At 54.9% G+C, this 25,975-nt stretch carries 21 protein-coding genes; 7 read left to right on the top strand and 14 right to left on the bottom strand.

Translation table 11 applies throughout. From position 1 onward, the window contains the following. Nucleotides 1-26: 26 nt before the first annotated feature. From SV7mr_RS19750 to SV7mr_RS19725, 6 genes are all read left to right on the top strand, one after another. Nucleotides 27-1,487: an aldehyde dehydrogenase family protein gene (locus SV7mr_RS19750; protein WP_145275956.1), complete on the top strand. Its 1,461-nt coding sequence runs from the start codon at nucleotides 27-29 to the stop codon at nucleotides 1,485-1,487. Nucleotides 1,488-1,509: 22 nt separating this feature from the next. Next, nucleotides 1,510-1,767: a EutN/CcmL family microcompartment protein gene (locus SV7mr_RS19745; RefSeq protein ID WP_145275954.1), complete on the top strand. Its 258-nt coding sequence runs from the start codon at nucleotides 1,510-1,512 to the stop codon at nucleotides 1,765-1,767. A 26-nt stretch (nucleotides 1,768-1,793) separates the two neighbouring features. Then, entirely contained in the window at nucleotides 1,794-2,381 is a 588-nt protein-coding gene (locus tag SV7mr_RS19740; protein ID WP_145275952.1) for a hypothetical protein, read from the top strand. Further along, nucleotides 2,381-2,665, top strand: coding sequence for a EutN/CcmL family microcompartment protein (locus tag SV7mr_RS19735; RefSeq protein ID WP_145275950.1), 285 nt, complete (start codon nucleotides 2,381-2,383; stop codon nucleotides 2,663-2,665). Before SV7mr_RS19740 ends, SV7mr_RS19735 begins: the two co-directional genes overlap by 1 nt. A 62-nt stretch (nucleotides 2,666-2,727) precedes the next feature. Then, complete coding sequence (locus tag SV7mr_RS19730) at nucleotides 2,728-3,591, top strand: class II aldolase/adducin family protein (RefSeq protein ID WP_145275948.1); 864 nt, start codon at nucleotides 2,728-2,730, stop codon at nucleotides 3,589-3,591. A gap of 55 nt (nucleotides 3,592-3,646) precedes the next feature. Continuing rightward, complete coding sequence (locus SV7mr_RS19725) at nucleotides 3,647-4,585, top strand: lactate/malate dehydrogenase family protein (RefSeq protein WP_145275946.1); 939 nt, start codon at nucleotides 3,647-3,649, stop codon at nucleotides 4,583-4,585. Between the two features lie 90 nt (nucleotides 4,586-4,675). Here SV7mr_RS19725 and SV7mr_RS19720 read toward each other — a convergent pair whose 3' ends face one another. The 13 genes from SV7mr_RS19720 to SV7mr_RS19660 form a co-directional block, all read right to left on the bottom strand. After that, nucleotides 4,676-5,890: a DUF1559 family PulG-like putative transporter gene (locus SV7mr_RS19720; RefSeq protein WP_145275944.1), complete on the bottom strand. Its 1,215-nt coding sequence runs from the start codon at nucleotides 5,888-5,890 to the stop codon at nucleotides 4,676-4,678. Nucleotides 5,891-6,016: 126 nt separating this feature from the next. Beyond that, nucleotides 6,017-6,232 (bottom strand): hypothetical protein, encoded by a 216-nt coding sequence (locus SV7mr_RS19715; protein ID WP_145275942.1) that lies wholly within the window; start codon nucleotides 6,230-6,232, stop codon nucleotides 6,017-6,019. Nucleotides 6,233-6,850: 618 nt separating this feature from the next. Then, a complete protein-coding gene (locus SV7mr_RS19710) occupies nucleotides 6,851-7,801 on the bottom strand; it encodes a LamG domain-containing protein (RefSeq protein ID WP_145275940.1) in 951 nt (316 codons plus the stop codon). Between the two features lie 238 nt (nucleotides 7,802-8,039). Continuing rightward, nucleotides 8,040-10,544 (bottom strand): c-type cytochrome, encoded by a 2,505-nt coding sequence (locus SV7mr_RS19705; RefSeq protein ID WP_419187642.1) that lies wholly within the window; start codon nucleotides 10,542-10,544, stop codon nucleotides 8,040-8,042. Between the two features lie 233 nt (nucleotides 10,545-10,777). Next, nucleotides 10,778-12,190: a DUF1552 domain-containing protein gene (locus SV7mr_RS19700; protein WP_145275936.1), complete on the bottom strand. Its 1,413-nt coding sequence runs from the start codon at nucleotides 12,188-12,190 to the stop codon at nucleotides 10,778-10,780. Then, nucleotides 12,187-14,961 (bottom strand): DUF1592 domain-containing protein, encoded by a 2,775-nt coding sequence (locus SV7mr_RS19695; protein WP_419187641.1) that lies wholly within the window; start codon nucleotides 14,959-14,961, stop codon nucleotides 12,187-12,189. The genes SV7mr_RS19700 and SV7mr_RS19695 overlap by 4 nt, the downstream gene beginning before the upstream one ends. A gap of 251 nt (nucleotides 14,962-15,212) precedes the next feature. After that, complete coding sequence (locus SV7mr_RS19690; RefSeq protein ID WP_145275934.1) at nucleotides 15,213-16,175, bottom strand: ABC transporter permease; 963 nt, start codon at nucleotides 16,173-16,175, stop codon at nucleotides 15,213-15,215. After that, a complete protein-coding gene (locus tag SV7mr_RS19685) occupies nucleotides 16,172-17,755 on the bottom strand; it encodes a sugar ABC transporter ATP-binding protein (protein WP_145275932.1) in 1,584 nt (527 codons plus the stop codon). The genes SV7mr_RS19690 and SV7mr_RS19685 overlap by 4 nt, the downstream gene beginning before the upstream one ends. Before the next feature lie 76 nt (nucleotides 17,756-17,831). Continuing rightward, the gene (locus tag SV7mr_RS19680; protein WP_145275930.1) at nucleotides 17,832-18,800 is read right to left on the bottom strand and encodes a sugar ABC transporter substrate-binding protein; all 969 of its coding nucleotides are present in this window, start codon (nucleotides 18,798-18,800) and stop codon (nucleotides 17,832-17,834) included. Between the two features lie 192 nt (nucleotides 18,801-18,992). Continuing rightward, on the bottom strand, nucleotides 18,993-19,913 hold the full coding sequence (locus SV7mr_RS19675) for a ribokinase (RefSeq protein ID WP_419187640.1): 921 nt from the start codon (nucleotides 19,911-19,913) through the stop codon (nucleotides 18,993-18,995). Between the two features lie 192 nt (nucleotides 19,914-20,105). Next, nucleotides 20,106-21,149, bottom strand: a complete 1,044-nt coding sequence (locus SV7mr_RS19670) for a nucleoside hydrolase (RefSeq protein ID WP_145275926.1) — start codon at nucleotides 21,147-21,149, stop codon at nucleotides 20,106-20,108. A gap of 187 nt (nucleotides 21,150-21,336) precedes the next feature. Next, nucleotides 21,337-22,485 (bottom strand): radical SAM family heme chaperone HemW, encoded by a 1,149-nt coding sequence (gene hemW / locus SV7mr_RS19665; protein ID WP_419187639.1) that lies wholly within the window; start codon nucleotides 22,483-22,485, stop codon nucleotides 21,337-21,339. A 92-nt stretch (nucleotides 22,486-22,577) separates the two neighbouring features. After that, on the bottom strand, nucleotides 22,578-24,278 hold the full coding sequence (locus SV7mr_RS19660) for a coiled-coil domain-containing protein (RefSeq protein ID WP_145275924.1): 1,701 nt from the start codon (nucleotides 24,276-24,278) through the stop codon (nucleotides 22,578-22,580). A 278-nt stretch (nucleotides 24,279-24,556) separates the two neighbouring features. On the opposite strand from SV7mr_RS19660, the gene SV7mr_RS19655 reads away from it, so the two are divergent. Next, the gene (locus SV7mr_RS19655) at nucleotides 24,557-25,063 is read left to right on the top strand and encodes a thiol-disulfide oxidoreductase DCC family protein (protein ID WP_419187638.1); all 507 of its coding nucleotides are present in this window, start codon (nucleotides 24,557-24,559) and stop codon (nucleotides 25,061-25,063) included. A 98-nt stretch (nucleotides 25,064-25,161) separates the two neighbouring features. On the opposite strand, the gene SV7mr_RS19650 is transcribed toward SV7mr_RS19655, so the two are convergent. Continuing rightward, nucleotides 25,162-25,974 (bottom strand): phosphoribosylformylglycinamidine synthase subunit PurQ, encoded by an 813-nt coding sequence (locus tag SV7mr_RS19650; protein WP_145275920.1) that lies wholly within the window; start codon nucleotides 25,972-25,974, stop codon nucleotides 25,162-25,164. Nucleotide 25,975: the final 1 nt, after the last annotated feature.

Here is a 25,975-nt window from a genome sequence, read left to right as displayed (position 1 = left end):
AACATCGCCTCTCGAAACGATTCATTATGCAATACAACGAAAATATAATCCGCAACGTTGTCGCACAAGTGCTGGCTGAAGTCGGTCCGATGCCGCCGGGCGCCAGTGCTTCCGATAGCAGTCACAGCGCTTCCGATAGCAGTCACAGTGCACCTGCTGGTGGTTACAACGGGATCTTTTACGATGCCGATTCCGCAGTCAGCGCCGCTCGCACAGCGTTCGAGCAATTACGTGAGCGGCCGATGGCGGATCGCAAGCGTGTGATCGACATCATTCGCCGCATCTCGATCGAGCAGTGTGAAGAGCTGGGCTTGATGGAGATGGAAGAGACCCAAATCGGTCGTCCCGAGCACAAGATTGAAAAACTCAAAACGCTCGGCGAACAAACTCCCGGTGTGGAGTTTTTGGAAACCAAGTGTTACAGCGGTGACAATGGCTTGGCTGTGATCGAACGTGCACCGTTTGGTGTCATCGGTGCGATCACACCCGTCACGCACTCTCTGCCAACGATTACCGGCAATGCCGTGAGCATGATCGCTGGAGGCAATACCGTTGTGGTGAACCCGCACCCGTCAGGAAAGAAGGTCGCCGCAGAAGGTGTCCGACGCTTCAACGAAGCGATCGCCGCCGAAGTGGGCATCGACAATCTGATTTGCGTGATCGCTGAACCGACGTTGGAATCCGCCGACGCCCTGTTTAAAAATCGCCAGGTGGCACTGATCTGTGTGACCGGTGGACCTGCTGTTGCCCGCGCCGCGTTGAACAGTGGCAAGCGAGCCATCGTGGCCGGTCCCGGTAACCCTCCCGTCGTGGTTGATGAAACCGCCGACCTTGATCTGGCCGCGCGTTCAATCATCGCCGGGGCATCGTACGACAACAACTTGTTGTGCATTGCCGAAAAGGAAGTGTTTGTGGTCGAGAGTGTCTTTGCTGACATGATGGCTGCCATGCGTCGCGCTGGGGCTGCTGAATTGAACAGTGCTCAGATCGCTCAGCTGACATCCAAGGCGATTGCCAAAGTTGGCGACGATCAGCACTTAGCCGCTGCCAAGGAATTTATCGGGAAAGACGCCGCCGTGTTGGCAGAAGCCGCTGGTGTGTCCGTTCCAGCCGGAACCGAATTGGTGTTCGGCGAAACGGACGAGCATCATCCCTTTGTCAGCGTCGAGCAAATGATGCCATTCGTCCCATTTGTCCGTGCTCGTGATGTTGATCACGCGATTTCCATGGCCAAGCACTACGAGCATGGTTTCCGTCACACCGCCATCATCCATTCCCGTAATGTTCATAACATGACGAAAATGGGACGCGAACTGGATACCACCTTGTATGTCAAGAATGGTCCCTGCATGGCGTCGCTCGGATTGGGTGGCGAAGGCTACCTGTCGTTCTCCATCGCTGGACCCACCGGCGAAGGCGTCACGACACCAACGACATTCACCCGCGAACGTCGTTGCAGCATGATCGACGAACTACGCGTCGTGTGAGCTAACAAGGTCCATTCGCTCTATGCAACCAGCAAAAATCATCGGATCGACCCACGCCACCGTCAAGCATGAAAGCTTGACGGGGGTTCGCATGGTCATCGTCCAGCCCGTGGGTGTGGGCGAGAAAGCGGACGGTCCCCCGTTGATCGCGCTGGACTTGCTCGGGTCACGAACGGGTGACCTGGTCATGATGACCAGCGATGGATCCTATGCTCGCGAGGCGACCAATCATGATCACACGCCAGCACGCTGGACGGTGATTGGATTGATCGATTCCTAACCAAAACAAACGAACAAGCATTTTCCGTGACCAACAAGCAAGCTGATTACTCAACCGAAGCACAGTTAATCGCAGGCATTGCCCGCGAAGTGGTGCAGCGATTGCGCGGTCAGACAAAACTTGCCGATCCCGCTTCGGTGCAGCCAGCTGCGGCGTTGCGGTTGGTGACGATTGAAACCTTGCAGAAGGTTGCTGATGGCACCGCGCTAGCCGTTGCACCGCGGTGTGTGATCACTCCTGCGGCGCGTGAAGAAGCTCGTCGTCGCAACATCACATTGGATGTGTGTGAAGTGGCTGCGACGACGCCTGTCGCGGCAACGGAAAATGAATGTCCCGTTGCAAGTCAGCTTGCACGCCGCGGCATTGATCTGCCTGCGGATGTTCGTTGGCAATGGACAAAACAACCAGCCCAAGCAGTGGTTCGCCAGTGTGGCAAAGGACGTCGAGCGGTGATGATCAGTCGCCTTTCCGATCTGCAGCGATTTGCCGCCGAGTTGTCACCACAGGTTTGGGTCCTGGACGCGGAACACTTGAATTTAGCGGCAGCTGTCAACTGCCTGGCCTTGATCGCGAAACTTGCACCGAGCTCCGATTTAGTTGCAGGAACTGTCTGATGAAGATTGCTCGCACCATCGGAACGGTCACGCTTTCAAAGTGCCACCCGACCATGCATCAAGCCAATTTGCGTCTCGTCGAGACCGTCAATTCGATTGACGATCTGGACAAGCAGCCCTTGGGCGGCGACAGCATTGTGGCTTGGGATTTGTGCAGCAGCGGAATTGGCGACTTGGTCGCTTTGGCCGAGGGCCCCGAATCAGCTCAGCCGTTCAAGCCAGAAGTCAAACCACTCGATGCCACGATCGTCGCTTTACTCGACCAGATTGATCTCGGCTCGTAATCAACCGAACACGTTATTTAACACAACACCGATCACCTCTCCCTCTCACCGGTATGAAAGTCATGCAAAACGTTCATAAGATCAAGCAGGACATGTGCGACATCGGTCGCCGGATTTACAACCGCCAATTCGCTGCTGCCAATGACGGCAACATCACCGTCCGCATCAGTGACAACGAAGTGCTGTGCACTCCCACCTTGCAGTGCAAAGGGTTTCTTAAGCCAGAAGATATCGCCACCATCGATATGACTGGCAAGCAAATCGCCGGACGTAAGAAACGTTCCAGTGAAGCCTTGCTGCACTTGGAAATCTACAAGCAACGCGAGGACATCAAGAGCGTTGTGCACTGTCACCCACCGCACGCGACGGCGTTCGCCATTGCCCGTGAGCCAATTCCACAGTGTATTCTTCCCGAAGTCGAAGTCTTCCTTGGCGACGTGCCCATCACCAAGTACGAAACGCCCGGTGGTCAAGCCTTCGCCGACACGATCATCCCGTTTGTTGAAAAGACCAACGTGATGATCTTGGCCAACCATGGAACCGTTAGCTATGGCGAAACCGTCGAGCAGGCTTACTGGTGGACCGAGATTCTTGATTCTTACTGCCGAATGTTGATGTTGGCAAAACAATTGGGCAACGTTGAATTCTTGAGCCAAAAGAAGTCGCAAGAACTGCTAGACCTGAAAGACACTTGGGGCTACAAGGATCCACGAAACACCAAAGAGTTTGAAGATTGCGACATCTGTGCAAATGACATTTTCCGCAATAGCTGGAAAGAGTCCGGAGTTCAGCGTCGAGCCTTTGATGCACCGCCATCCATGCCTGCTGAAGCTGCCCCGGCACCCACTGCTGGCGGAGCGAAGATTGACGAAGAGCAATTGGTCAAGTTGATCACCGATGAAGTCCTTCGCCAAATGAATGCCTAAGGCACTTGGCATCGGATCTTACTGCAAGCATTTAAACTACAAATCAAAGAATACAATGAAAGTCTCAATCATCGGTGGCGGCGGTTTGGTCGGCTCATGTGCTGCGTTTGCATTGCAGTGCGGTGGACTGGCTCGGGAAATCGCTCTGCTTGACGTCAATCAGGAACTTGCTGTCGGACAAGCTTTGGATCTGCAACACGGTGGACCAAGCGTCGCGGATCAAACCATTGTTGGCGGTGGCTATGAACACATTCCAACGAGCGACGTGATCTGCATCACCGCCGGCCTGCGACGCAAGCCGGACGAATCTCGTCTGGATCTGATCAATCGCAATACTGATTTGTTCGTCCAGATCTTGAAGGATGTCAAAGCGGCCGGACCAAAGTCATCCGCGATCGTCTTGGTGGTTAGCAATCCGGTTGACATCTTGACCTACGTTGCCGCACAAGTCTTGGATCTGCCTTGCAACCAAGTGATCGGCCTGGGGACACAGCTTGATACCATTCGATTCTGTTCACTCATCGCACAACAACTGAATTCTCCACCTACCCAAACCAGTGCTTTGATTTTGGGTGAGCACGGTGAATCCATGGTGCCAATTTGGAGCAGCGCGACCATCGCTGGATTGCCGTTGGATAAGTACCCCGGCTGGTCACCAACGCTGGCGAATCAATTGTTCACCCGGACGCGTGGAAGTGGTGCAGAAGTCATCAAGCGGAAAGGCGGTGCGGGCTTTGCCGTCGGAATCGCGATTCGCGATGTCATTGATTCGGTGATTCTTGACCAGCGACGTGTGCTGCCAGTCAGTAGCGTTCAGAACGGTTGCTACGGTGTTCGAGACGTGGCCTTGAGCGTTCCCACGGTCGTCGGCCGCGCCGGTGTCGTTGATCGCATGGAAATTGATCTGTGGCCCAAAGAAGTCCAAGGCATGCGTGCCAGTGGTGCGGCTCTGCGAAAGACATTAGACGTGGTCTTGCAAAGAATTGGTGGCTGAACTCGCTGGCTCCAATCGTCTAAAAAGAAAGCCGGACACGCGTTTCCACGTGTCCGGCTTTTCTTTTTCTAACGTGCTTGATGCAAAGCCTTAGCCATCGGTGTCAATGGTTTTGGTTTCTTTGTTTGCACGGGTTCCCAAGGCGCCCCACAGTCCGTACGGGCTTTCGGCGCCTGGTGCTCGAGCGCCGGATCCGTTCCAGATCACCATGCCCGCGGTCTTGCTGCCGGCTTCGATGGATTCTGAGATAAATGTGACAGATCCGTCGCCCATGACAACATGAGCGCCACCGGGGTGGCGACTGCTGGCGCTAAAGAGTCCTGGACGCCAGGATCCATTGTTGTTGCTGTGCGTGCAAACTGGGCTGTTGGGTGGCAGGATGGTTGTGAACCCCGTGTACACCGCGTGTCCACTCGCGTACTTCATCCCGCGTTGTGCTTCAACACCGCTGGAAAAGACCGTGCCTTCCGCCCAAAACTGGGGGCGATCAGGATTGACCTGTTCGTAGCATCGCGAGGGGTTGCCAACCAAGCCAGCCTGACGCGCAACGCGCGTGGTGATGTGTCGATCACCGATGTCAGTGTTGAACTCGCCACCAAGGATCGTATTGGAAAGCCCGTCGAGTACATCCGCAGGAGCGGTGAACTTACGCGGGAAAAACATTCCGCGGCAGGTTTGTGGCGCACGACGCGCCTGCGTCCCATTGGTGGTGCCGTTTTGACGTCGGAAGCCTGTGTTCTGGTATTGGATCGAATCACCGACGCAAACACCGTAGTTCGTTCGTCCCTGGGCAGGCAAGCCTTCGCCGGGATCACTTGGGCAGCGAAATGCAGGCACGGTCGTCAGCCAAGGATCATACTGTGCTGTCGCGTGGTTGCCTAAACCCATGTTCACGTTCGGTCCCATGGCGGCATAGTAAAGTCCTGTCCCCGGTGGTTGCTTGACTTCGAATGGATTGCGAATCTGTTCCCACAACGGTTGCTGTTCGACAAACGGCAACATGGGTACCAGCGGACTGAGGTTGTGAAGGTTATTGCCGCCACCACCTACATTGGTCGACGGCGCTCGCGAATCCAAAGAATTGGAGTAGGTCCCCCCGCGGATTTTCGGAAACACCTTAAAGTTTGATTCGTAATTGATTGCCCCTAAACCAAATTGCTTAAGGTTGTTGCTGCAACTCATCCGTCTTGCTGCCTCTCGGGCGGCTTGGACGGCGGGTAGGAGGAGTCCAACAAGAATTCCGATGATCGCGATGACCACCAGGAGTTCCACTAACGTGAAACCCTTCGGTTTCTGATGCTTCATGATAAGTCCCCAAAATGATAAGAACAAAAATGCGATCCACCTTCAAGCCAGTTGGCAATTCGCCAGTCGGCGGCGCTAGGGTAGATCAGATACAGCGCCCAGATGATTCGGTCATGCAGCGTGGGGCTATTCGACTTCGCCGGCCTCTGCTTCATCTTCGTCCGTGAGTTCTTCGTCCTCTTCGCCAGTGTTGGGATTCTCTTTGACGAAGTCCGCGACGGAACCTGGGGCCGGTGCTGTGGGGGTGTTGTCTTTGCCACAACCAGCGGAAATCAGTAGCCCGGTACCAAGCAACAACAGCACAATTGAACGGAAGCAATGCAGTGAAAAAGGAGTCTTCATCGGTGCGTTTGGGAGATTAAGAGTTAATGACAGACCAACACCGTCGGCGTTTGTTCAACGCGTGGCAGGGCAGGTCAGACAATCCATGAACTGCCCAGCTGGAAGCATTCGGTGAAGCTGGAAGCGAAAAGTGATTGAGGAATAGGACCCGAAGGTTGCAACGCCAACGAGCTGTAGGGTCGCCGCAGATGAATGCAATGGCGTCGATAGCCCTGTTGCGGCTGCTTCAGGAGATTCTCATCCTAACACTTTGACTCGGCAAACGCACGGCTTTGTGAGTTGGTTTTGAACTCAATCTTGGGAGGTTTTTTGGGAAAACACTGTATTCCTCGCAGGGAAATGGGTGCTGGCCACAGGGGCTCGGTTGGCGACTGAGGCAATCCCCATTGGTTACCTTTGGGTGACTGTTTGCGTAGCCATCAGATGGACGCTTCGCTATGCAAACGGTTCCGGAGATTGCAAGCTGTGAGAGGAGAGCCAGCTCATTGCAGTGGCGTTTGGTTTAGCAGAGTCGCTAAGGAACGCGGCTTCAACGGTTTACTTGCGAAGCAGATTAAGACGCTTCGCAGTTGACAAGTCGAGCCTCGTTGTTTGTTCAAAACACGAGACGCGAATGCTTTAGCGCTCGATTCGTCGACGCCGGCGAATGAATAGGGCAGACACGACGATCGCTCCGGCAAAGACGACGGATGGTTCTGGAACCGCGGTGACATTGAGAATGGCGTTGCTGCCGCCGATTCGAATCGAGTTAATCTGCTGATCGGTGAGAGCGTGATCAAACAGGAACAGGTTGTCGATAAAGCCTTCGAAGCGTTCTCCTCCATTGACTCCCATTCCAATGCGCAGTTCCCCGTCGGCGATCAGTTCAGTGTTGTCGGGACCGCTGACTCGCTGGCCATCGACGAACAGCGTGGCGGTTGTCCCGTCGTATCGTGCCGCCACAAAGGTCCAGTCAGTGTCGACCGGATCACCGATCGAAAGAGCGTTAGTACCGGTCAAAGCATTCCACTGAGTGGTCGAACCTGGGCCATCGGCGATCACAATGCCACGGTTTGTATTGCGATTGTCGAGGTCCGCTAGGCGGATCACCGGTTGTTCATCTTGCGGAGAGGTCGTTCGAACCCAGGCACCGAATGTGTGTTCGGTTGTCGGTCCAATGTCTAGGTTTAGACGATCGTTACGGCCATTGAAATAGACAGCGGACCCGTCAAAGCCAGGCTCAAAGGTCTGGGCGTTCCCAGTCAGCGCCGCGCCGCCCAAAGCAGCATTGGTCAGGTCTTCGTCGAAGTTAAACAGGCCAACAAGTTCTGCTTGCAGCGTTGAGCTGGCAAAAAACAAGGCCACAGTCGTTAGTACAAAGTAGCGGATCAACATCCCAGGTTCCCGTGCGTGCGTGGTGAGAGGGTGACGAACGAACGCATCAATGCGGTGCGTCTTCGTGCCTGCCATCATGTATGACAACCCTAACAGCAGGCTTAGCTCCACCAAGTTCCTGGCCGCTGGAAATCGTTGGCAAATCGCATCGCCAATCTGAGCTTGCCAGATCTGCCGCCTAGTCCGTTCTCGCAAAATTTATTCAAGAAGTCGCCAGCAAAGTGATCCAATACCGGGCTTCAACCGTGCTCAGCAGCTTTCTGAGCGGCTTGGTTGGCTGTGAACGCCTGTCAGTGATCCGGCGCTGAGCCAAAGGGGGCGATACAATCGGACGAAGTGTTACATCGCATCCTGGGCAATAAAAAACGGCCTTGATGTGGAATCATCAAGGCCGTTTGGCTTAACGGAATGGTCGTCTGAACGTGTCAGCGAATCATTTCTTGAAGCGTTGGTCTTCTGCGTTGCCGCGTGCCAACATGTAGGCCAACAGATCCAGGACATCATCTTTCGACAACGTGTTGATCAATCCGGCTGGCATCATGCTGACCTTGCTGGGCATCATCTGTTCAATGTCATCAACCTTGATGGTGGTGATGGCATTGGGGTCCATCATGTTGGTGTTGACTCGATAGGTATCGTTGGCAAGGTTCATGATTCGGCCATTGATCACTTTTCCTTCCAGGGTCAGGAAGGTCATTTGTTCGTATTGGTCCGAGATCACTTTGCTGGGGACCACGATCTGCTCCAGCAGGTCGCGTGGGTTGAACTTGCCAAACACGCTGGTCAGATCAGGGCCAATGGCCCCGCCTTCCTGATTGAAACGGTGACAAGAGTAGCAAGCTGCCTGGCCAAACATCTTTCGCCCGTTGGCAAAATTGCGTCCCTGGCTAACGTCTTCGGTCAGCGTCTTGTCAAAGTCAGCCAGTTTCCAGTCTTTGACGAAGGGCCGAGACTCAAGGGCTGCGATGACAGGCTTGGCCGCCGCTTGTTCGATGACCGATTTCAAAGCTGCACGCACGTCTTTGGGCGTGTTCTTGACCGCAGTGGCTTTCATGTCGCCCACGAACTTTTCGAAGCTGGCACCACCGCGATATCCACCCGCTTTGGCAAACCAGTTGAACAGCTCGGTGCGCAGTTCACTGTTCCAGCCGGTCTTCAAGTGACGCAGTGATTTCGCATAGCCCATTTGCTCTTCTTGCGACGGTGCCTGAGCGAGCAAGGCGATGCCTTTGGAGGCTGCTTCAGGATGCTCCAAATAAACCAACAGCTGTAGCAGTTCGGTATCCAATCGCGTGTTGGCAGTTGGGAACCCTTGATTCAGTTGGCTGGCTAAGGCTGATTGGTCAGTCGCGGAGATCGCTTTACCGTGGCGAGCCAGTAGCACACCGAAGGCACGCAACAGGTCCAGTTGTTGGCGTGAATCGAGCGTTTTCCAGTCAACGGATTGCAGCTTCGCAAGCGTTGCCGAAGCTTGTTCGTCGCCGGCGGTTCGTGACAGTGCTAGTGAAGCCTGAATGATGCGATCGGTTGCGGTCTCATCAGCGAGTTTGCCTTGCCATTGATCGAGCGGATGATGTTCAAGTGCAACACGAGCAGCAAAGCGAATCGAGCGATCATCGCTGTTCAGGTTCTTCCAGGCAAGATCAACATTGTCCGCGCCGCTGTGGTGCAGTGTTTCGAGCTTCTTGCGCAGTTTCGCTTGTCGCGTCGGTTTTGCAATTGGGGCCGGTTCGGTGGATTCTTTGCCGACGTAGGTGACACGATAGAAACCACTTTGGACTCGGCGACCACCAACGGCAAAGTACATGGCGCCGTCTTCTGGATTGACAACGATGTCTGTCAATGGCAGTGGTTGTGCGCTGACAAATGGCTCTGCAGTTGCTTTGAACGACGCTCCATCGGGTTCGATGTGAATCGCATACAGTTTGCCATAACTCCAGTCGCAGACGAACAGTGCGTCTTGGTATTTGGCGGGGAATTTGGCGCCGTATCCAAACGTGACTCCGGTTGGTGAACCGGGGCCGACGTCCACGATGGCGCCGACGCTATCGGGGTAATCCGCAGGCCATTTGCCGCCACCGTTGCGCCAGCCAAACTCGCTGCCACTGACAACGTGATTGATGCGTGTGGGGCGATACCAGGGAGTGTTCATGTCCCATTCCATGTCGGCGTCGAAGGTGAACAGTTCGCCTTCTTGGTTGAATGCCGCATCATATTCATTGCGGAATCCAGTGGCCATCAATTCCCACTCTTTCCCATCGGGATCTGTTTTGGCGATCCAGCCACCGGGGGCGGTCACACCTTTCATGAACCCTCGTCCATAAGGTCGATCCAAGACCAAGTCTTCGTCCCAGATCTGAGGGACTCGGGAGCTGTCTAGGTCGGTGACGGGGGTTTGGTTGCCAACGACGATGTACAGTGATTTCTTGTCGGGGCTTAGCAGCACCGCGTGTGGCCCGTGTTCACCGCCGCGACCGCTGAACGTTCGCAACACTTCTTTCTTATCAAATTTGTCGTCGCCATCGGTATCGGTCAAGCGATACAGGCCACGACCGCCATGTTGATCCGTGTTCAGAACACAGTAAAGGCTATCGAATGCGTACAACAAACCTTGTGCACCACCGATGTCTAGATCGATCTTTTCGATGTCTTTTGTTTGAATCGTTTTGCCGGCTGCTGGAACGGGGAAACGATACAAGCCGCCGTATTGGTCAGAAACGATAAAGCGTTGTTGATCGTCCATCGTGACCGCGACCCAGGACCCTTGTTGTTCATTGGGGACGGAGTACAGGCGTTCGACCTTGAAACCATCAAGGACTTTGATCTGATCGACGGGGGTGGCTTCGGGGCGCGTGCTGGCGTTGTCGCCTGGTTGTGCTTGCAGCGAGGAGGCTGCCAGCACCAAGAAGCAAATCGTTGACTGTAGCAGTCGCTTCATGTTCGATTTCCATGGGGAGTTGGTGGGGAAAGAAACGAATCTAATCATCGCCGCCACATTGATCGGCCTAGAAGGTCAGAGGCGTGAGGGCTGCAGATGCAAGCAAGCACTGCGGTGCTAGAGTTCGTTAGAAGGAGAGTCGTAATGTCGCCGAAATGAGTTGGAATTTCAACGCCCCTTGAAGAACTCCATTGAGGCCTCAAGGGGATCAGAATTTGAGTCGCAGCGGGCCTTTAGCTGACCAGCGCTGCTTGCAGGTTGTCGTCACTGTCGGCGAATCGATCGGTCTCGACGCCAAGTTGCTGCAGCATGGTGACAAACAAATTGGACAGCGGTTGGTCTTCCTTGTTCGCTTTCTGGCTCCATGGTTCGGGACCGCCATCCCAGGGGCCACCTTGAGGCTTCTGTGGACCGTAATTCAGATACTGTCCGTGCCGGAAACCCATGTTTTTACCGCCCGCTAAAATCAGCGGATAGTTGCGAGACAAATGAAACGCACTTGACGCTGATCCGAACAGCAGCAAGGTGTTGTCTAACATGCTCCCATTGACACCGACATCCGGCGTTTCCTTGAGCTTGGTCAGGAACAACGCAAACTCTTCGCTTAAGAAACGACAATAGGTGCCAAAGTTCTTCCAGCCTCCGGGCTGTTTGGTTTCATGCGACAACTGGTGTGTCAGATGGAATCCCACCGCGCGAGCCAGGTAATCGCTGATTCCGATCCCATTCTCGCGGCCAAGCTGGTAGGTCACCGTTCTGGTTGAATCGGTTTTGAATGCCAGGTAAATCAGATCAAACATCGTCTGCAGGAACAGGCGCGGCTCTTCGGGGGTGACTTCCAGTTTCAACGCATCCGCTTTAACTTTTGGCAGCGGGATGTTGACCCATTGCTTGGCCTTTTCAACTTTGATTTCGGTCTCGCGAACCGAGTGCAGGTATTCATCGAGCAAATGCTGGTCGCCGGGTGAAAGCGTTTTTCGGAACGAGTTTGCATCGGCCAGTAAGTCGTCAAGCGCACTTTGGGCGATGGCCAGTCGACGAGCAGCGTCCGCATTGCTTTTGACAAACAGCATGTCGAAGATGCGTTTGGGACGGTGTTCGGCCGGAATCGCGCGGCCATTGCGATCGAAGGACAACGTGTGCGCACCACGCGGTGTTCCCGTCCCACCATCGGTCGACAGAACAAGTGATGAGAATCGTGTTTGGTCGCCGACATGCTGGGCGTAGTACTGGTCCAGCGAAATGCTGTTGTGGTAGGTGCCGGCTGATCCTGTGGCAGCACCGGTTAAGAATTGGTCCGCATTGCAATGGCCGTGAATGTTTCTTGCCGCAGTGTGTGAAAAGCCAGACAGAACGGTGACATGATCACGCAGCGGTTCTAAGGGATCCAGGCACTTTGTAAAACGAAAGTCTTTGCCTTGGCCGTGAGGGAACCATGCCCAGTCTTTGTGCGCAGGATCTTCAGCCAGCGGCATCGGCACACCGTCGGGCATGTAAAAAAAGGCCAGGCGATTTCGCTTGGCGGGATGGTTGCCGTCGCTCGCCAGTGCTTCTCGGGCAGTGCATTCGAGCCAAGGTAAGGCCAACGCAACTCCGGTGCCTCTGAGGAAACGGCGTCGGTCCAGTGCATCGAGGGAAAAGGTCATGATTCGCTACTCCTGCTTTTGTTTTGGACTTCGTTGTCGCTTGAATTGGCGGCGTGTTTCGTCGATCGTTTTGATTGCAAGAAGAGATCGCTCAGGACGATTTCTTCGATCAGCGTGGCCAGTCCATCACCCCGCTGCCGAACGTTTGCAGTGATCGATTCGATTTCCGATCGATCGCTGAAGGTCAGCGGACGACCGGTTCCATAGGCGGAAAGTTTATAAACCATCGACCGGACGAATTGGTCTTGTCTGGTGCTCAGCAAAAATCGTTTTAAGCCTTCCGCACCGGTAAGGACTTGGCCATTGAAAAGTTCACTGCTGGCGTCAACGGGCTTGCCGTCGATTTTGTCTCGGAAACGTCCCACCGCGTCAAAGTTCTCCAGCGCGATGCCCCAGGGATCGATCTTTTGGTGACAGGAACGACAGGCAGCTTGGTCGCGATGGTTCTCAATGCGCTGCTTGAGCGTCAGTTTCAGAATTTCAGGATCGGCTAAGTCGATCACAGGGACCGCTGGCGGTGGAGGTGGTGGCGGATCGTTCAAGATCGTTTCCAATAACCAGATGCCACGCTTCAGTGGATGAGAATCCTTGCCATCAGAATTCATTGCCAGCAAGCCAGCTTGGGTGAGCAAACCGCCTCGCCCCGAAACGCCAGATAAATCGATGCGGCGAAACTCATTGCCCCATTCGGTGTGAATTCCATAGTGACGCGCCAGACGTTCATTGGCAACGGTGTAATCCGCATGCAGAAAGTCCAGCACGCTGTGATTATTCGCAAGCACCTCTTCGAACATCGCAATTGGTTCTTTGGCCATCGATTCGATCAAGTCATCGCTGATCCCGCGATGGACTTTTCGATCGACTTTTAGGTAATCCAAAAGTTGCAGTCCCAGCCACTGGCGGACGAAGTGTTTGCTGAAACGCTTGGCACGTGGGTCAGCCAACATACGCTGCACTTCCTCCCGAAGGACGTTTGGATCACGCAGTTTTTGTTCAGCAGCAAGATCCGTTAAACGTTGGTCAGGCAGTCCGCACCAGAGAAACATTGCCAACCGACTGGCCAGTTGCCAATCGTCGGCTGCCGTTTCAGTAGGTTGCGAGAGAAACAGGAAATGCGGCGAAGAAAGCACCGTCGCAAGGACCTCAACGACAGCGTCTACGAACTGATCGCATTGCGGTCGAATCGCATGAAAGACCGACAGTTTGCGTTCTAGTTCTTCGGCGGTGACAGGCCGTCGCCATGCTTTCGACATGAAACGCTGCAAGATGGCTTTGGCGTATTCCGTTTCATCGTCAGCGTGCTTGCTTTCAAAGAAGATCCGTTGATGCGACTGCGGAGGCCATTGTGGATACAGCGGTGCGGTGACTTCAACGTAATGAATGTAGATGTCGCCGCGCGCGACGGTGCTGTTAATGAATCGTATGAACTCCGATGGAGTCGGCAGGTCACCCATCTTGGAGATGTTGCGCACTCCGTTACGCGGATGAATCTGGCTGATCGGGACGTCCCATTGATAGAACTGTGGCTTTTCAGCAGGGGCGTCGATCTGATGATCACGGTCGCTGATCACCGAAGAGCCTCGCGAGTCATTGCTGGCCTTCCAGCCAAATTCCAGTCGGAGGCTAGGCGGTTGTGCGTCGGTTTTGACGCCCCGCGAAGCTAACACTCTGACACGCAGCGTGCCACGCTCGCCCACCTGATCACCAAGTTCGACAATCAGTTTGCGGTACGGCGGCAAGACGGCAACTGTGTCGAAGGATTCGGGTACAGATGGAAGTGTTGCGCTAGGAGCAAACGCATAGCGAGCCCCATGGTACTGCCATTCAGCTTTGTTGACGCGTTTGCTGCTGCGTTGCAGATAATGCACATCGTTAGGTGGTTGGCGAAACGATTTCTCCAATCGCTCGATCTCGTCCGCAAGCTTTTCGGGATCCGCTTGATGGTCTTTCTTGGCTTTGGCGAGCTTGCCGTTGTGTTGATCCCAAAACGTTTTCGCCGCCTCGTCCATGGAAACGCCCCAGTAATTGCTGGCGGGGCGATCGCCTTTGACGACAGCCAGGTTCAGAGCCTTGAAGGCCGATTGGCGATAGGTTTCTAGTTGAACCTGGGTCAGGTGCAGTAACTCAGAACTGTTCTGAAAGCCATCTTCAGAACGCGATTCGGGAGGCAGGTCACTGGCAAAGTCGAACGGCAGACCGAGTAGGTCTTGTAACGCATGATTGTATTCGTAGCGAGTCATGCGACGAAACGATGAATGGCCCTGTTCCGAACGACGAACCGCCGATGCCGTTTGCAGTTCGCTGGACAGCCAGTTGACGATCTGCTCGCGGTCTTCGTCGGCAAGTTCAGCCGCATCAGCTGGTGGCATTTCTCCTTTGCCCAGCACGGCCATGACTTCTAGCCACCACTGCACGTCCTGACCATGAATCAGATCCGGGTCCAGCGTGTCGATGCGAATGTTGCCCTCTTGCTCATCTGGCCCGTGGCAGTCGATGCAAGCTGCTGTCAGTGCTGGCAGCACTTTGTCTTGAAAGCGTTGGAGTTGTGGCTCGGGCGCCGCTGGCAACGGCTTGTTGGCTTGTTGGCCCAGGTAGCTGGACTGTTGAGCCATTCGCTGCTTGAGTTGATTGAGCGAAAGCACCTCCGAGGGGGGCTTTTGCTCGATCGTGGGTTCATCCGCAGTCACTGTATGACCAACGAAGGTGATGGCAAACGCCAGACAGGCAAGCAGGTGCTGGAAGCAAAAGTGGCGCAATCGAAACGCAGTCATTGTGTCAGTCAGGCTAGGCGGGCGTGAACGGTGCACGATTCACTTTAAGGCAAGCCAGTGTGCAGCGTCACGAGTTCGATAGGTGGGGACCCTTATTATACCAGTTTGGCGATTCACATCCTATTGGAATTGGAATTCCGCCGAACTTGATCGCCGCGATTTCCGGAAGGGCGTGGGTCTCAAACTGCCTGATCGCTAGATCTTGGGCTTTGCAGGGACGTTGCCCCTCCTTTGACCAGCCTTGGTTGAGTCTACTGCGTCTTTCCGCCCGTCAGGCGAATCCTGATCACATCGATCAGTGCTGCGACGATGATGACCAGGCCAGTGATCATTTGCTTGCCTGCATCGGGGACGCCCATCTGCGCCAGGCCAGACTGCAAGACCGAGATGATCACGACCCCGATGAAGGTGCAGACAACATTGCCGCGTCCGCCCATCAAACTTGTTCCGCCAATGACACAAGCGGCAATCGCAGCGAGTTCGATTCCGGTTGCGGCGTTGGGATCAACGGTTTGATGCTTGGCAACGTATGCCCAGCCGGCCAAGGCGCATAAGAAACCGCTGCCGGCAAACACGGCGATGCGATAGGGTTTGGTGGACACGCCTGACATGCGAACCGTTTCTTCGTTGGTTCCAATGGCAATGCAGTAACGTCCGAAGACTGTTCGTGTCAAAACAAGTTGACCAATGATCACGGTTGCCAGCGCAAGCAAGATAGCGGGCGAAAGTCCAAGCCATGGCAACGGGGCATCAAGGCCTTCGACCGTTTTGCCAAGATAAATTGACCGCGAATCAGTCGCGACTTTCGTCGCACCACGCGCAAGTTCCAGCATCCCTAGCGTCACAATAAAGGCTGGAATCCGGAAAGCGACGGAGATGGTCCCGTTGATCAAGCCACACAGGGTTCCTACCAAAATGCAAAGTGGGACAGCCATCCATACATTGCCGCCCCAGTTCGTGATCACAAGCCCAAACATGGCACTCGAAAGAGCAACCAGTGAGCCCACAGACAGGTCGATTCCCCCGATGATCAGAACGAAGGTCATTCCGACGGCAACCATGATCGGCACGGGCATCTGGTTGGCAATGATTTGGAGTCGTTGCCACTGAAGAAAATGGTCCGTTGCCAAACTGAACACGGAAACCAACAAGACCAGGACGAGGACTAATCCGCCGTACTCCAGCAGTCCGCTGAGAAATGTTTTTCGTTTCATGCTTGACCCTCGACTGCCGTTTCATCGCTGCTGGCTGACGCATCAAACGAAGCCTGCAGCAACTGTTCTTCCGACCACTGCCCGCGCGTGAATACCGACATGAGTCTCCCGGCGTTCATCACCGCAATTCGATCGCATGTTTCCATCAGTTCTTGCAAGTCACTGCTGACGATCACCAATCCCCTGCCCTGTTGAGCCAATGATTCGAACAGATCATACAGACGATTTCGCACGCCAACGTCGATTCCTCGTGTCGGTTCGTCGAATAAATAGATCTCTGGCTGATGAGTGATCCATTTGCCGACGACGACCTTCTGTTGGTTCCCACCACTCAGCGTGTTGACGGATTGCTCCAGGCCAGCAGACTTGATTTGAAGTTGTTGTTGGATTTGGCTGCCGGAAAGACGTTCATGCTGTCGCTTGATCAATCCAAAACGTGAAAAGCGATGCTTCAACGAAGCCAGCGAGAGATTGCTTTGGACGGACTGCGAGAGGAGCAGTCCATCGTGTTTGCGATCTTCGGTGATCATCGCGATCCCCGCATCAACGGCTTGTTTGGGATGTTGAAAGCCAAGCTGTCTGCGGACTTTACCGACGGTTATTGATCCGTTGGTGCAGCGATCGGCACCGAAGATGGCTCGTAATAACTCGGTGCGTCCTGATCCAACGAGCCCCGCGATTCCCAGGCGTTCACCACGGTGCAAGGTCAAGTGAACGTCCTGGATCTTGCTGCCGCAAAGCCCTTCGACGCTCATCAAGGGGTTGGCCTGGGCATAGCTTGTGAATGGTTTGACGCTGGCTGTCTGGGGATCGGCTTGTTCGAATGCGGGCTTGTCAGCAGACGCTTCTTCTGGTGTTCCACTGATTAAGTCGATCGTTTGTTGTTTGGTCAGTTCACTGGCTTGGTAAGTTCCTATCATGCGACCGTCGCGCATCACGCTGATGCGGTCGGCTAGCCGAGAGATTTCTTCCAGGCGATGGCTGATGTAGATCATGCTCACTCCTTGTTGGCGCAATTCGCCAAGCCAAGTGAACAGATGGTCGGTTTCTGTTGCCGTGAGGGCTGCGGTTGGCTCGTCAAGAATCAGCAGTCGGCAGTCTTGATTCAGAGCAGCGGCAATTTCAATCATCTGCTGCTGGCCGACGCCCAGTGTGCTCGTCGGCGTACGGGGGTCGAGGTCATGAAGACCGAATCGTTTCAAGGCGATCGCTGCATCACGGTGCAAGGTGCGATAGCGAACCCATCCGAAGCGGGAGGGAAGCTTGGTAAAGAAGATGTTCTCCGCGATGCTCAAATTCGGGATCAGACTCAGTTCTTGCTGAACGATCTGAACGCCCGCCGATTCGGATTGCTGTTTACCGTTAGGGGCATAGGCTTGATCTGCAAGTTCCATCAGACCGAGATCAGGGCGGATCAAGCCTGCGATGATCTTCACCAGTGTGCTCTTGCCGGCTCCGTTGGCACCTAACAAAGCGTGAATCTCGCCGGCACCGACTTCAAGATCGATCCCGTGCAGGACTTCGATCTTGCCGTAGCGTTTGGTCAGTCCTCGGGCGCGGAAACGTGTTGGCTGTGACATGTTGCTGTGGTGACGGGAATGAAAACCGGCCAAGGTGGTGTTGAGCACAGCGCTGGTTGAACACTTCCAAATCGGTTCACTGTGGTAGCGATTCCGCAGTGATCAAATCGACCGGTGTCTCCACATCCTCGGCCGTGCTCTCCGGATCGGCGATCAATTTCAGTGCCGCTTCAATGCCAAACACGGCCAGTTGGTCACCGTGCTGATCCGCAGTTGCCAGAACGCGTCCGTCGTTGAGTGCTTGCTGGATCGCTGAGATGTTGTCAAAGCCAACGATCAGCAGGTCCTTTTCGCGCCCGGCACTTTTGGCAGCCGAGAGCGCGCCCAAGGCCATGCTGTCGTTGGCAGCCAGAATCGCCTTGGCATCCGGATGTTCGCTCAGCATCGCAGCAGCAATGGTGTTGGCAGTCGACATTTCCCAGTCGGCCGATTGGCTGTCGATGATCGTTATCCCCGCCTGGTCCATCGCCTGTTGAAATCCTTCACGGCGCTGTTGGGCATTGAATGAGGTCCGAATGCCCTCCAAGATCAAGACTCCGTCACCTTTTTTAAGCTTTTCGGCCAGAGCTTTGCCGACCTTTTGTGCACCCGCTTTGTTGTCTGGTCCAACGAACGGAATCGTGAGGTTTTCTTGTGCCAAGATGTTTCTATCCAGGCGATTGTCAATGTTGACGACAATGATTCCTGCTTCGCTGGCTCTTCGCAGCGCGGGAACTAAGGCCTTGGAATCTGCCGGAGCGATGACGATGGCCTGGACGCCAGCGGACACCATTTCTTCGACCAAGGCAACTTGCCGCGACAGGTCACGCTCGTCCTTGATTCCATTGACAATTAAGTCGTATTGTGCGGCGTTTTCACTTTGGTGCTGTTCGGCACCGTTCGCCATAGTGGAAAAGAACTCGTTGGCCAATGATTTCATGATCAAGGCAACTTTGGGTTTCTGATCCGAACCGTTGTTGTTCGCCGAGTTGTCTGGGGAGGCGTTCTCGCCGCAGCCTCCGATCGAGACCAAGGTTAACAGCAAACCAACGATCAGTTTCTTCATCACGCGTTCCGCCAGTGGATTGCAAATTGGGATGGTGGGTGTTGAGACAGTACGTGGCTGTTCCGGTAGCCAAGCTGCGCTCAGGCGCTGTTCGATCCGCAGCTATGTTAACTGACAGAACTGCCCGAGTCACGCCGGGGCGTCTGCAGGCTGAGGGGATTCAGCGTCGGGTGCTTGACCGTGATGGAAGTGTCACTCGGTGCGCAGTGCCGTTAGGCCTGTTGCGGTGGTTGACAATGCCGCGATCTGATTGCCAAACTCAATTGCCTTGATGAGGTCATTGGTCGCCGCCCACTTGGCCGCCAGAGCGCCAGCAAAGGCATCTCCGGCGCAGGTCGTGTCAATGGCATCAACTGGTTGCGCGCTGAGATGTTGGTGCTGATTGCCATCAAAGAACAGCACGCCTTGTTTGCCAAGGGTGATGATGACGTTGCGCGATCCCTGCTGGTGAAGTTGTTCGGCGACGTTCTGCCAGGCTGTGATCTCTTGCGGCTGGGCTGCGGTTGCGTTTTGCTTGGCGTGCCTGCCAACGATTTCCAGAGCTTCCGTTTCATTGGGGCAGATCAGGTCGACCTCAAACAAGTCCGCTGGCAGTGGAGTGGCTGGAATTGGAGCGGGATCAAGGATCACTCGAACCCCTGCTGCCTGCGCGATCTCTTTGGCTCGCAGCACTGCCGGAAGCGGAATTTCCAATTGCAGTAGCAGGACGTCACCCATGCTGATCACATCGGCAAATTGGTCAACGGTTGCAGCATCGACGTGCGCGTTCGCCCCTGGGATCACAACGATTTGATTTTCCGCGTCGTCGCTGACGGTGATCATGGCCAGTCCGCTGGACACATTGGGTGTTGGCAGCACCTGCGAACAATGCACGCCATCTTGTTTGAGTTCGTCGATCAAGCTGGCGGCCAAGCCATCCTCACCGACGCGGCCTAGCATGCGAACCGAACTGCCGACAAGGCTGGCCGCCACTGCTTGGTTGGCGCCTTTGCCGCCACGGATCTGTTGGAATCCGGTGGCGGTCAGTGTTTGCCCAGCCAGTGGCAGCGCATGACAGCGCGCGATCAAATCCATGTTGATCGATCCTAGAACAACGATCTTGGCGTTTGTCATGTCAGGCGAGTCTTGTGCGAGCATCCGTTTTCGTCTCGTTAACAAGTGGTCCGCAATGGAGAGGAATGATCTTCATTGGGGCGATTGGCTTCGATGGCTGGCTCCCGATTTGCGATCAGCCGCAAGCAATCTCTGGCGGCAAAGCTTCGCGATGGCAATCGATCCACCGCCTTCGCAGTGGTTCACTGCCGATCAGTTCGTCGGTGGCTGGCTAGAGAGTTGAACCAAAGCTTCGGTGGCTCGGATCGCGTGTTTCGGTGTGAGGACCAAATAGCGATCACGCCCATCGGATGTTTCAGAGAACGTGGTGAATCCGTCGTCAGCGACTTCAACGGTGCCCGGTTTGGAAAGGGCAAAGTAATCGTGGTTGGGGCGAATCCCGTAGAGCACCGAGGTCAGATCCCAAGTGGGGCGATTGTGTGGCGGTGGAATGTAGGCGATGTACGCATCAGGCAGCGGATGGTGTTTCGCATACCGATAGTCGCGCAGAATGCTCTGGTGTGGGAACGGTAAGTTCTTTCCGATCTCAAAACCGCTCCAAACAATCGCAGTGGGCCAGTCAGCGACGATGGTCTTGGCGGCAGGGATGTCCTTGATCACATTGTATTCTCGATGATCGTACCGTTCGCCTTTGTCGTTGCGGATCTGTTTGAAGGCGCCTGCCATGATCGACAGCAGTTTGACCTTTTGGGCAACCAGTTCCTGTCCCGTTAATGGGCTGTGCTTGTCTGGATTGGATTTTAAGAGGTTGGCGAGGTTGGTTGAAAAGCCGACCTGTGCAATCACGACCGAACCATCGTCCGCGCTCGCGAGGCTTTTTCGGAGTACATCCACGGCCTCTGGCGCGTCTTTGCCAGAGGCCAAGTCATGCGGATAACGCAGTTTGCCATCATCGCGTTTTACCGCCAGTGGATTGAACTTGCCCGGTGCAGGAGTCACACCACTGCGGCAAACGCCGATGGGAATGTCACCGCGACCATAAAACGTATTGATCGCGTCCGTAAATGCTGCCGCCAGTTCATGGTCTTTGGTGATCGTCACGGCCAGCAACTCGCACTCACCCCTTGATTGCAAGGCATGGATCATTCCCAGTGCCAGGACGTCGTCGCAGTCATTGCCGATATCGGTGTCAAAGATGATCGGTGTTGGGCGTGATTCCGCAACGCAGTTTGAAACACAAACAACGCAGACGATGACACTGGCCAGGAGTCGTGAGAACCGGTTCTGAAGTCGCATTTTGCCGAGCAGGTTGAGGAAGGTTGTCGAGGGGAGGCAGACCTCGAATTATACACGAAATTCAGGGGCACTTTTCCGCCCTCGATATTCCGTTGGCCGCGTCCTGCATTGCGGAGCGGTAAAGTCCCTGAAACGCTAAGCCCAGCGTGCGGTTCGAATCGTCTGGCGTTGAGAATCGCTTGGCCGGCTAGTGAGTTTCGCCTAGCAATTCGGATGCCACGGTGTCGGCGAAGTGGATGCCTCGCTCGGTCAAGCAGATGGAAGTGTTGCTGATTTGGATCAACGCTTGCTCTAGCAGTTGATCGAGTGTGGGTTGCAATTCCTGGATGATGGGCCAGCCCGTCGCTCGCTCGATGTCTGCCAAATCGATGCCTTGAAGGAGTCTTGCCCCGAACGCGGCGGCTTCGCGAGCGGCTTGCTGCGCTGTGATGGATTCGCTCTCATCGATCGGGCTGCGTCCCTGTTCGATGCGTTTTAAATAAGTGAACGTGCTGCGATGGTTGACATTGCGATGGTGGTCAATGAAGGCCGCTGCACCTGGCCCGAAGGCGTACCAAGGGTTTCCTAACCAATACGCCATGTTGTGTCGGCATTGGTGATCAGGCTGTGCGAAGTTGGAAATTTCATAGTGATCAAAGCCCGCCTCGCCGAGCATCTGCCGAGATTGATCGTACATCTCGATCTCCGCTGACTCGTCGACTGGCAACAGCGTGCCGCGTTGTCGTTGGTTCCAGAACTGAGTCCCTTTTTCAAAGGTCAACGCATATGTCGAGAGGTGTTTGATGGGCAGTCTGACCGCGGTCTGTAAATCGGATTGCCAACGCTGGAGGTCTTCGTTTGGTGCAGCGAAAATTAGGTCGATTGAGACGTTTGGGATGACGTTTGCGGTTGCTTCGATGACCTGTTGAGCGAGTGGTCCAGAATGGCTGCGCTGCAAGACGGCGAGTTTTTGATCATCAAAGGATTGCACCCCCAAGCTGATTCGATTGATGCCCGCGTCGCGCAGTTGGTGCAGTTTATCCGACGTGATGTCTTCGGGATTCGCTTCCACGGACCATTCGGCGTTTTCAGCTAGTGGTAAATGCTGCCGGAGCGTCTTGAGGAGTCGCTCGAGTTGATCGGGATTGAGATGCGTTGGGGTGCCACCCCCAATGAACAAGGTGTCCAGTTGCTGACAAGGTGTTTGCGCAAGGACTTGAGTGATCTCGATTTCGATCGCATTTAAGAAGCGATCGATCAGGTCGTCTCGATCGGCGACGACACTGAAGTTGCAATAGCCGCAGCGATGACGGCAGAACGGCACGTGCAAGTAAGCCGAGCGAGGAGTAGAGGGCACGTCAGAAATGCAAACCGTTCAGTGGGGGGCAATGAAAATGCCCCGCCAAGACATGCGATGATTCTCAGCGGGGCACGTGGATGAGAGACGGTTCAACCGCCTTGACGAATGCTGTCAAAGTACTCGCGAGCGTGGTCGCGTTCGGTGCGTGGCAACACGGAGTCTTCCAGCGGATCGCTGTCTTCGCTGAGTGCGGATTGATTGGCAGACTTCACCGCTTCACGGGTCACACCTTTTCGGTTGGGACCATCTGCGAAGCCGGCTGAGATGGCTTGTCCGCGTCCCACTTTTCCGCGAGCTTGGGTTTCATAGCTGTTGGTGTCGTCCTCTTCTTCGGGACGATCGCCGGAACCTTGGCCTTCACCCAGTCCGTCACCCTCGCCTTCTCCTTTTCCTTGGCCCTGACCCTTGCCTTGTCCCTGACCTTGGCCGGGTTCTTTTCCCATGCCTTGCCCTTGGCATGATTTGCAACCGTTGCCGCCACAGGACTTGCAACGCATTTGTTCCTTGGACTGGTTCAGTTGGTTCATGGCATCTTCGAGGTCTTGCATCTCTTCCATTTCGGATTGCATGTCGCCCAGTTGATCAGCCATGTTTTGCAACGCTTCGGCGGCCTGTTGTGAATCACCTTCTTTCATCGCTTGCGCGGCTTTGTTCAGGTTTTCGGCCATCTTTTGCATCTGCTGCATCTGTTGAGCCGACTGCTGCTTCATGTCGTTGAGCTGCTGTTGCATCTTGGCAGCCTCTTCACTGCGGCCTTCGCGTTTGGCCTGTTCGATCTGCTGCTTCAAAGCATCTTCTTTCTGCTTCTGGGCATCCATCGCTTTTTTGAGTTGTTGTTGCAACTGCTTGGCTTGCTGGGCGACCTTTTGCTTGTCCGCTTCACTGAGTTTGTTGTTTTTCAGTTTGCTAGCCAAGTCTTTCATGATCTTTTCGGCTTTGGCAAAGTTGCCTTTCGCGATGGCTTTGGCAGCTTCACCCGCGGCACCTGATTGCAGCGAATTCATCTGTGACATGGCAGAACGCAGCTGGTCTTTGCTGCTCAGCTGCTTGCGTCGTTCTTCGAGTTGTGACTTGAGATCGTTCAGTTCGATCATGGCCTGTTTTTCAGTCAGGCTGCTTTTCTTGGAGATGCGATCGAGGTCTTGTTCCAGTTTGGTGAACAGGGCTTCGGCATCCTTAAGGCCCTTGGCTTCTGCGCTTCGCTTTTGTTGCTCAATGCGTTTCTTCAAGTCCAATGAGACGCGTTTGATCTGAGCGGCTCTCGCCTGAGAGTCAGGGTCAGCGTTTTCAGCAACTTCACGGACGGCAGGGTCAACCAGCAGCACAACCAGGATCAGCATGGGAGCGATCACCAGCGGCAGCCAACCGGCTTTGGAGGGCTGGTACTGAAACTTTTCGCTCAGTTCGATGTTCTCGGCACGTTTTTCAGCGTCCTGCATCACCATCATGCCAAAATCGCTCTCGCGATCACGGCTCGACATGCTGAGCGAACTGCTGAGTCGTTCGTTCAATTCAAATCGTTTGTCGATTTCCAGTGCAACTTGCTGAGACGACGGAGTGGCGACAACGGCGTGGACGATGGACGCGATCAAGGCGACCGTCACTGAGCCGGCGATCCAGGCCAGATTCCACTGCTGAACGTCTAATGCCAGCGGATAGAAAGCGGGCACTGCACAAGCGATCGTGGCGACAAACATCGCAATGAATAATGTCATGCAAAGCGATTTGGCAAACACTCCCAAAGCCAGACGCCGGCGAGCACGACGGACTTGTTGTTCGATTTGGTTCATAATGTCGCTAGCCTTCCTGAGGAGAGGACCTAAAATGAGTTAGGGACAACTCGAGACGGACAGAGTTTGCGCTGACGATGACTTGCGGTGACTCCCTGAAGGCATGCGCCATGGGTGATCTGAAACCGGTTGCCCCGTCTTGCCGTTTGTCCAGTATATGGTGACCGTCTCTCTGGCGGGCACAATGATTTGGCCATCAAGATCCAAAAGCCGTCAAAAACATGGCAAATTTAGCGACTCATGACCAAAAATCTCACACCGGAAATTCGAGTGTTGAGGTGCAAGAGCCTAAAACCGAGGATCGCGCTGCAGCGAAACTGGCGGATTTTCCGGACCCCGATTCGCATCCTGGCCGAGATGTGGTGATCTTTGACGGTCAGTGTAACTTTTGCATTGGGCAGGTGAGCAATCTACGGCGATTGGACAGGCTGGGCAGACGATTGAGTTTTCTGTCCTTGCACGATCCACGCGTCGGTGAGCGGTACCCCGAATTGACCCAAGACGACCTAATGCGGCAGATGTATGTCGTTGATGGCCGGCCTGAGGTTGACACGCCAGCTGATGCCCACGGTGGTGGCGACGCGATTCGCTATCTGTCGCGACGATTACCTCTGCTGTGGCCTGTGATGCCCCTGTTGCATCTCCCGGGCACCGCGGGGCTGATTCGTTGGGCATACAAGCAGGTGGCTAAGCGGCGTTATCAAATCGCCGGCAAGCGTTCCGACGGACCGGTTTGCGACTCCGACGGCTGCGCGATTCACTTTGATCAGTCGACAAAAAAGTGACGCAGGTCGAATGTCTGGAGCAACCGTCGGTGGCTTGCTGGTTGAAACGGCGCATTGAAGAGGCCGTTTCGTCTTGGGTTTGAGAATTGCGTTCTGGCTTATTCAAACCATTGCACTGCGTTTTGGAACATCGCTAAACCGTCGCCGGCTTCTGGCTGTTCTTTGCGGCGCGTCCAATAAGGGTGCTGAGTCGCGTCGATGTGGCGTTCCGGGTGAGGCATTAAACCGAACACGCGTCCGCTTGGGTCGCAGACACCGGCGACGTTGGCATCCGCTCCGTTGGGGTTGATGGGAAAGTCTTGGATGTCGTCGCTGATGGTGCTTTGCTGATCTGCAACGTAGCGTAGGCAGAGCCGACCGCTCTGTTTCAGTTCGTCAAGAACGGGTTGATCCTTGGCAACGAATTTACCTTCGGCGTGCGCCATGGGCAGGTACATGTGCGAGATGCCATTTAGGAACACGCAGTTGGCGTTGTTTTCTGTGTCAACGCCCAGGTGCACCCAGCGATCTTCGAAGCGGCCATGGTTGTTCCAGGTCAGCGTGGCTGGTTCGCTGTCGCCTGCTGCGGAAACGCTTTCTGTCAGCACGCCAAGTCGCATCAGCACTTGCATGCCGTTGCAGATTCCTAGCACCAAGCGATCGCCGTTGCCATGAACAAAGCTGTTGACGAGGTCGCCAAGGTGGTTCCGCAAGCGAGCCGCCAAAATGCGACCAGCAGCAATGTCGTCACCGTAACTGAAGCCACCGGGCAAGCAGAGAATCTGGTAGCGATCCTTCAGCAGTGGATTATCGATCAGTCGGTTGACGTGCACTCGCTCGGCCTCCGCACCGGCCTGAACAAAGGCGTGTGCGGTTTCTTCATCACAGTTTGTGCCGGGGGCGCGTAAAACCAGAACTCGAGGGGCTGCCATG

It is taken from the genome of Stieleria bergensis (assembly GCA_007745635.1).
Classification (GTDB): Bacteria; Planctomycetota; Planctomycetia; order Pirellulales; family Pirellulaceae; genus Stieleria; species Stieleria bergensis.
This window is presented reverse-complemented; position numbering and strand designations above follow the sequence as displayed.

What these genes read in the sequence shown, in the direction of transcription:
- SV7mr_RS19750 (WP_145275956.1), top strand. Translation starts at nt 27, where the DNA reads ATGCAATACAACGAAAATATAATCCGCAACGTTGTCGCACAAGTGCTG.
- SV7mr_RS19745 (WP_145275954.1), top strand. Translation starts at nt 1,510, where the DNA reads ATGCAACCAGCAAAAATCATCGGATCGACCCACGCCACCGTCAAGCAT.
- SV7mr_RS19735 (WP_145275950.1), top strand. Translation starts at nt 2,381, where the DNA reads ATGAAGATTGCTCGCACCATCGGAACGGTCACGCTTTCAAAGTGCCAC.
- SV7mr_RS19730 (WP_145275948.1), top strand. Translation starts at nt 2,728, where the DNA reads ATGCAAAACGTTCATAAGATCAAGCAGGACATGTGCGACATCGGTCGC.
- SV7mr_RS19725 (WP_145275946.1), top strand. Translation starts at nt 3,647, where the DNA reads ATGAAAGTCTCAATCATCGGTGGCGGCGGTTTGGTCGGCTCATGTGCT.
- SV7mr_RS19720 (WP_145275944.1), bottom strand. Translation starts at nt 5,890, where the DNA reads ATGAAGCATCAGAAACCGAAGGGTTTCACGTTAGTGGAACTCCTGGTG.
- SV7mr_RS19715 (WP_145275942.1), bottom strand. Translation starts at nt 6,232, where the DNA reads ATGAAGACTCCTTTTTCACTGCATTGCTTCCGTTCAATTGTGCTGTTG.
- SV7mr_RS19705 (WP_419187642.1), bottom strand. Translation starts at nt 10,544, where the DNA reads ATGAAGCGACTGCTACAGTCAACGATTTGCTTCTTGGTGCTGGCAGCC.
- SV7mr_RS19700 (WP_145275936.1), bottom strand. Translation starts at nt 12,190, where the DNA reads ATGACCTTTTCCCTCGATGCACTGGACCGACGCCGTTTCCTCAGAGGC.
- SV7mr_RS19695 (WP_419187641.1), bottom strand. Translation starts at nt 14,961, where the DNA reads ATGACTGCGTTTCGATTGCGCCACTTTTGCTTCCAGCACCTGCTTGCC.
- SV7mr_RS19690 (WP_145275934.1), bottom strand. Translation starts at nt 16,175, where the DNA reads ATGAAACGAAAAACATTTCTCAGCGGACTGCTGGAGTACGGCGGATTA.
- SV7mr_RS19685 (WP_145275932.1), bottom strand. Translation starts at nt 17,755, where the DNA reads ATGTCACAGCCAACACGTTTCCGCGCCCGAGGACTGACCAAACGCTAC.
- SV7mr_RS19680 (WP_145275930.1), bottom strand. Translation starts at nt 18,800, where the DNA reads ATGAAGAAACTGATCGTTGGTTTGCTGTTAACCTTGGTCTCGATCGGA.
- SV7mr_RS19675 (WP_419187640.1), bottom strand. Translation starts at nt 19,913, where the DNA reads ATGACAAACGCCAAGATCGTTGTTCTAGGATCGATCAACATGGATTTG.
- SV7mr_RS19670 (WP_145275926.1), bottom strand. Translation starts at nt 21,149, where the DNA reads ATGCGACTTCAGAACCGGTTCTCACGACTCCTGGCCAGTGTCATCGTC.
- SV7mr_RS19660 (WP_145275924.1), bottom strand. Translation starts at nt 24,278, where the DNA reads ATGAACCAAATCGAACAACAAGTCCGTCGTGCTCGCCGGCGTCTGGCT.
- SV7mr_RS19650 (WP_145275920.1), bottom strand. Translation starts at nt 25,974, where the DNA reads ATGGCAGCCCCTCGAGTTCTGGTTTTACGCGCCCCCGGCACAAACTGT.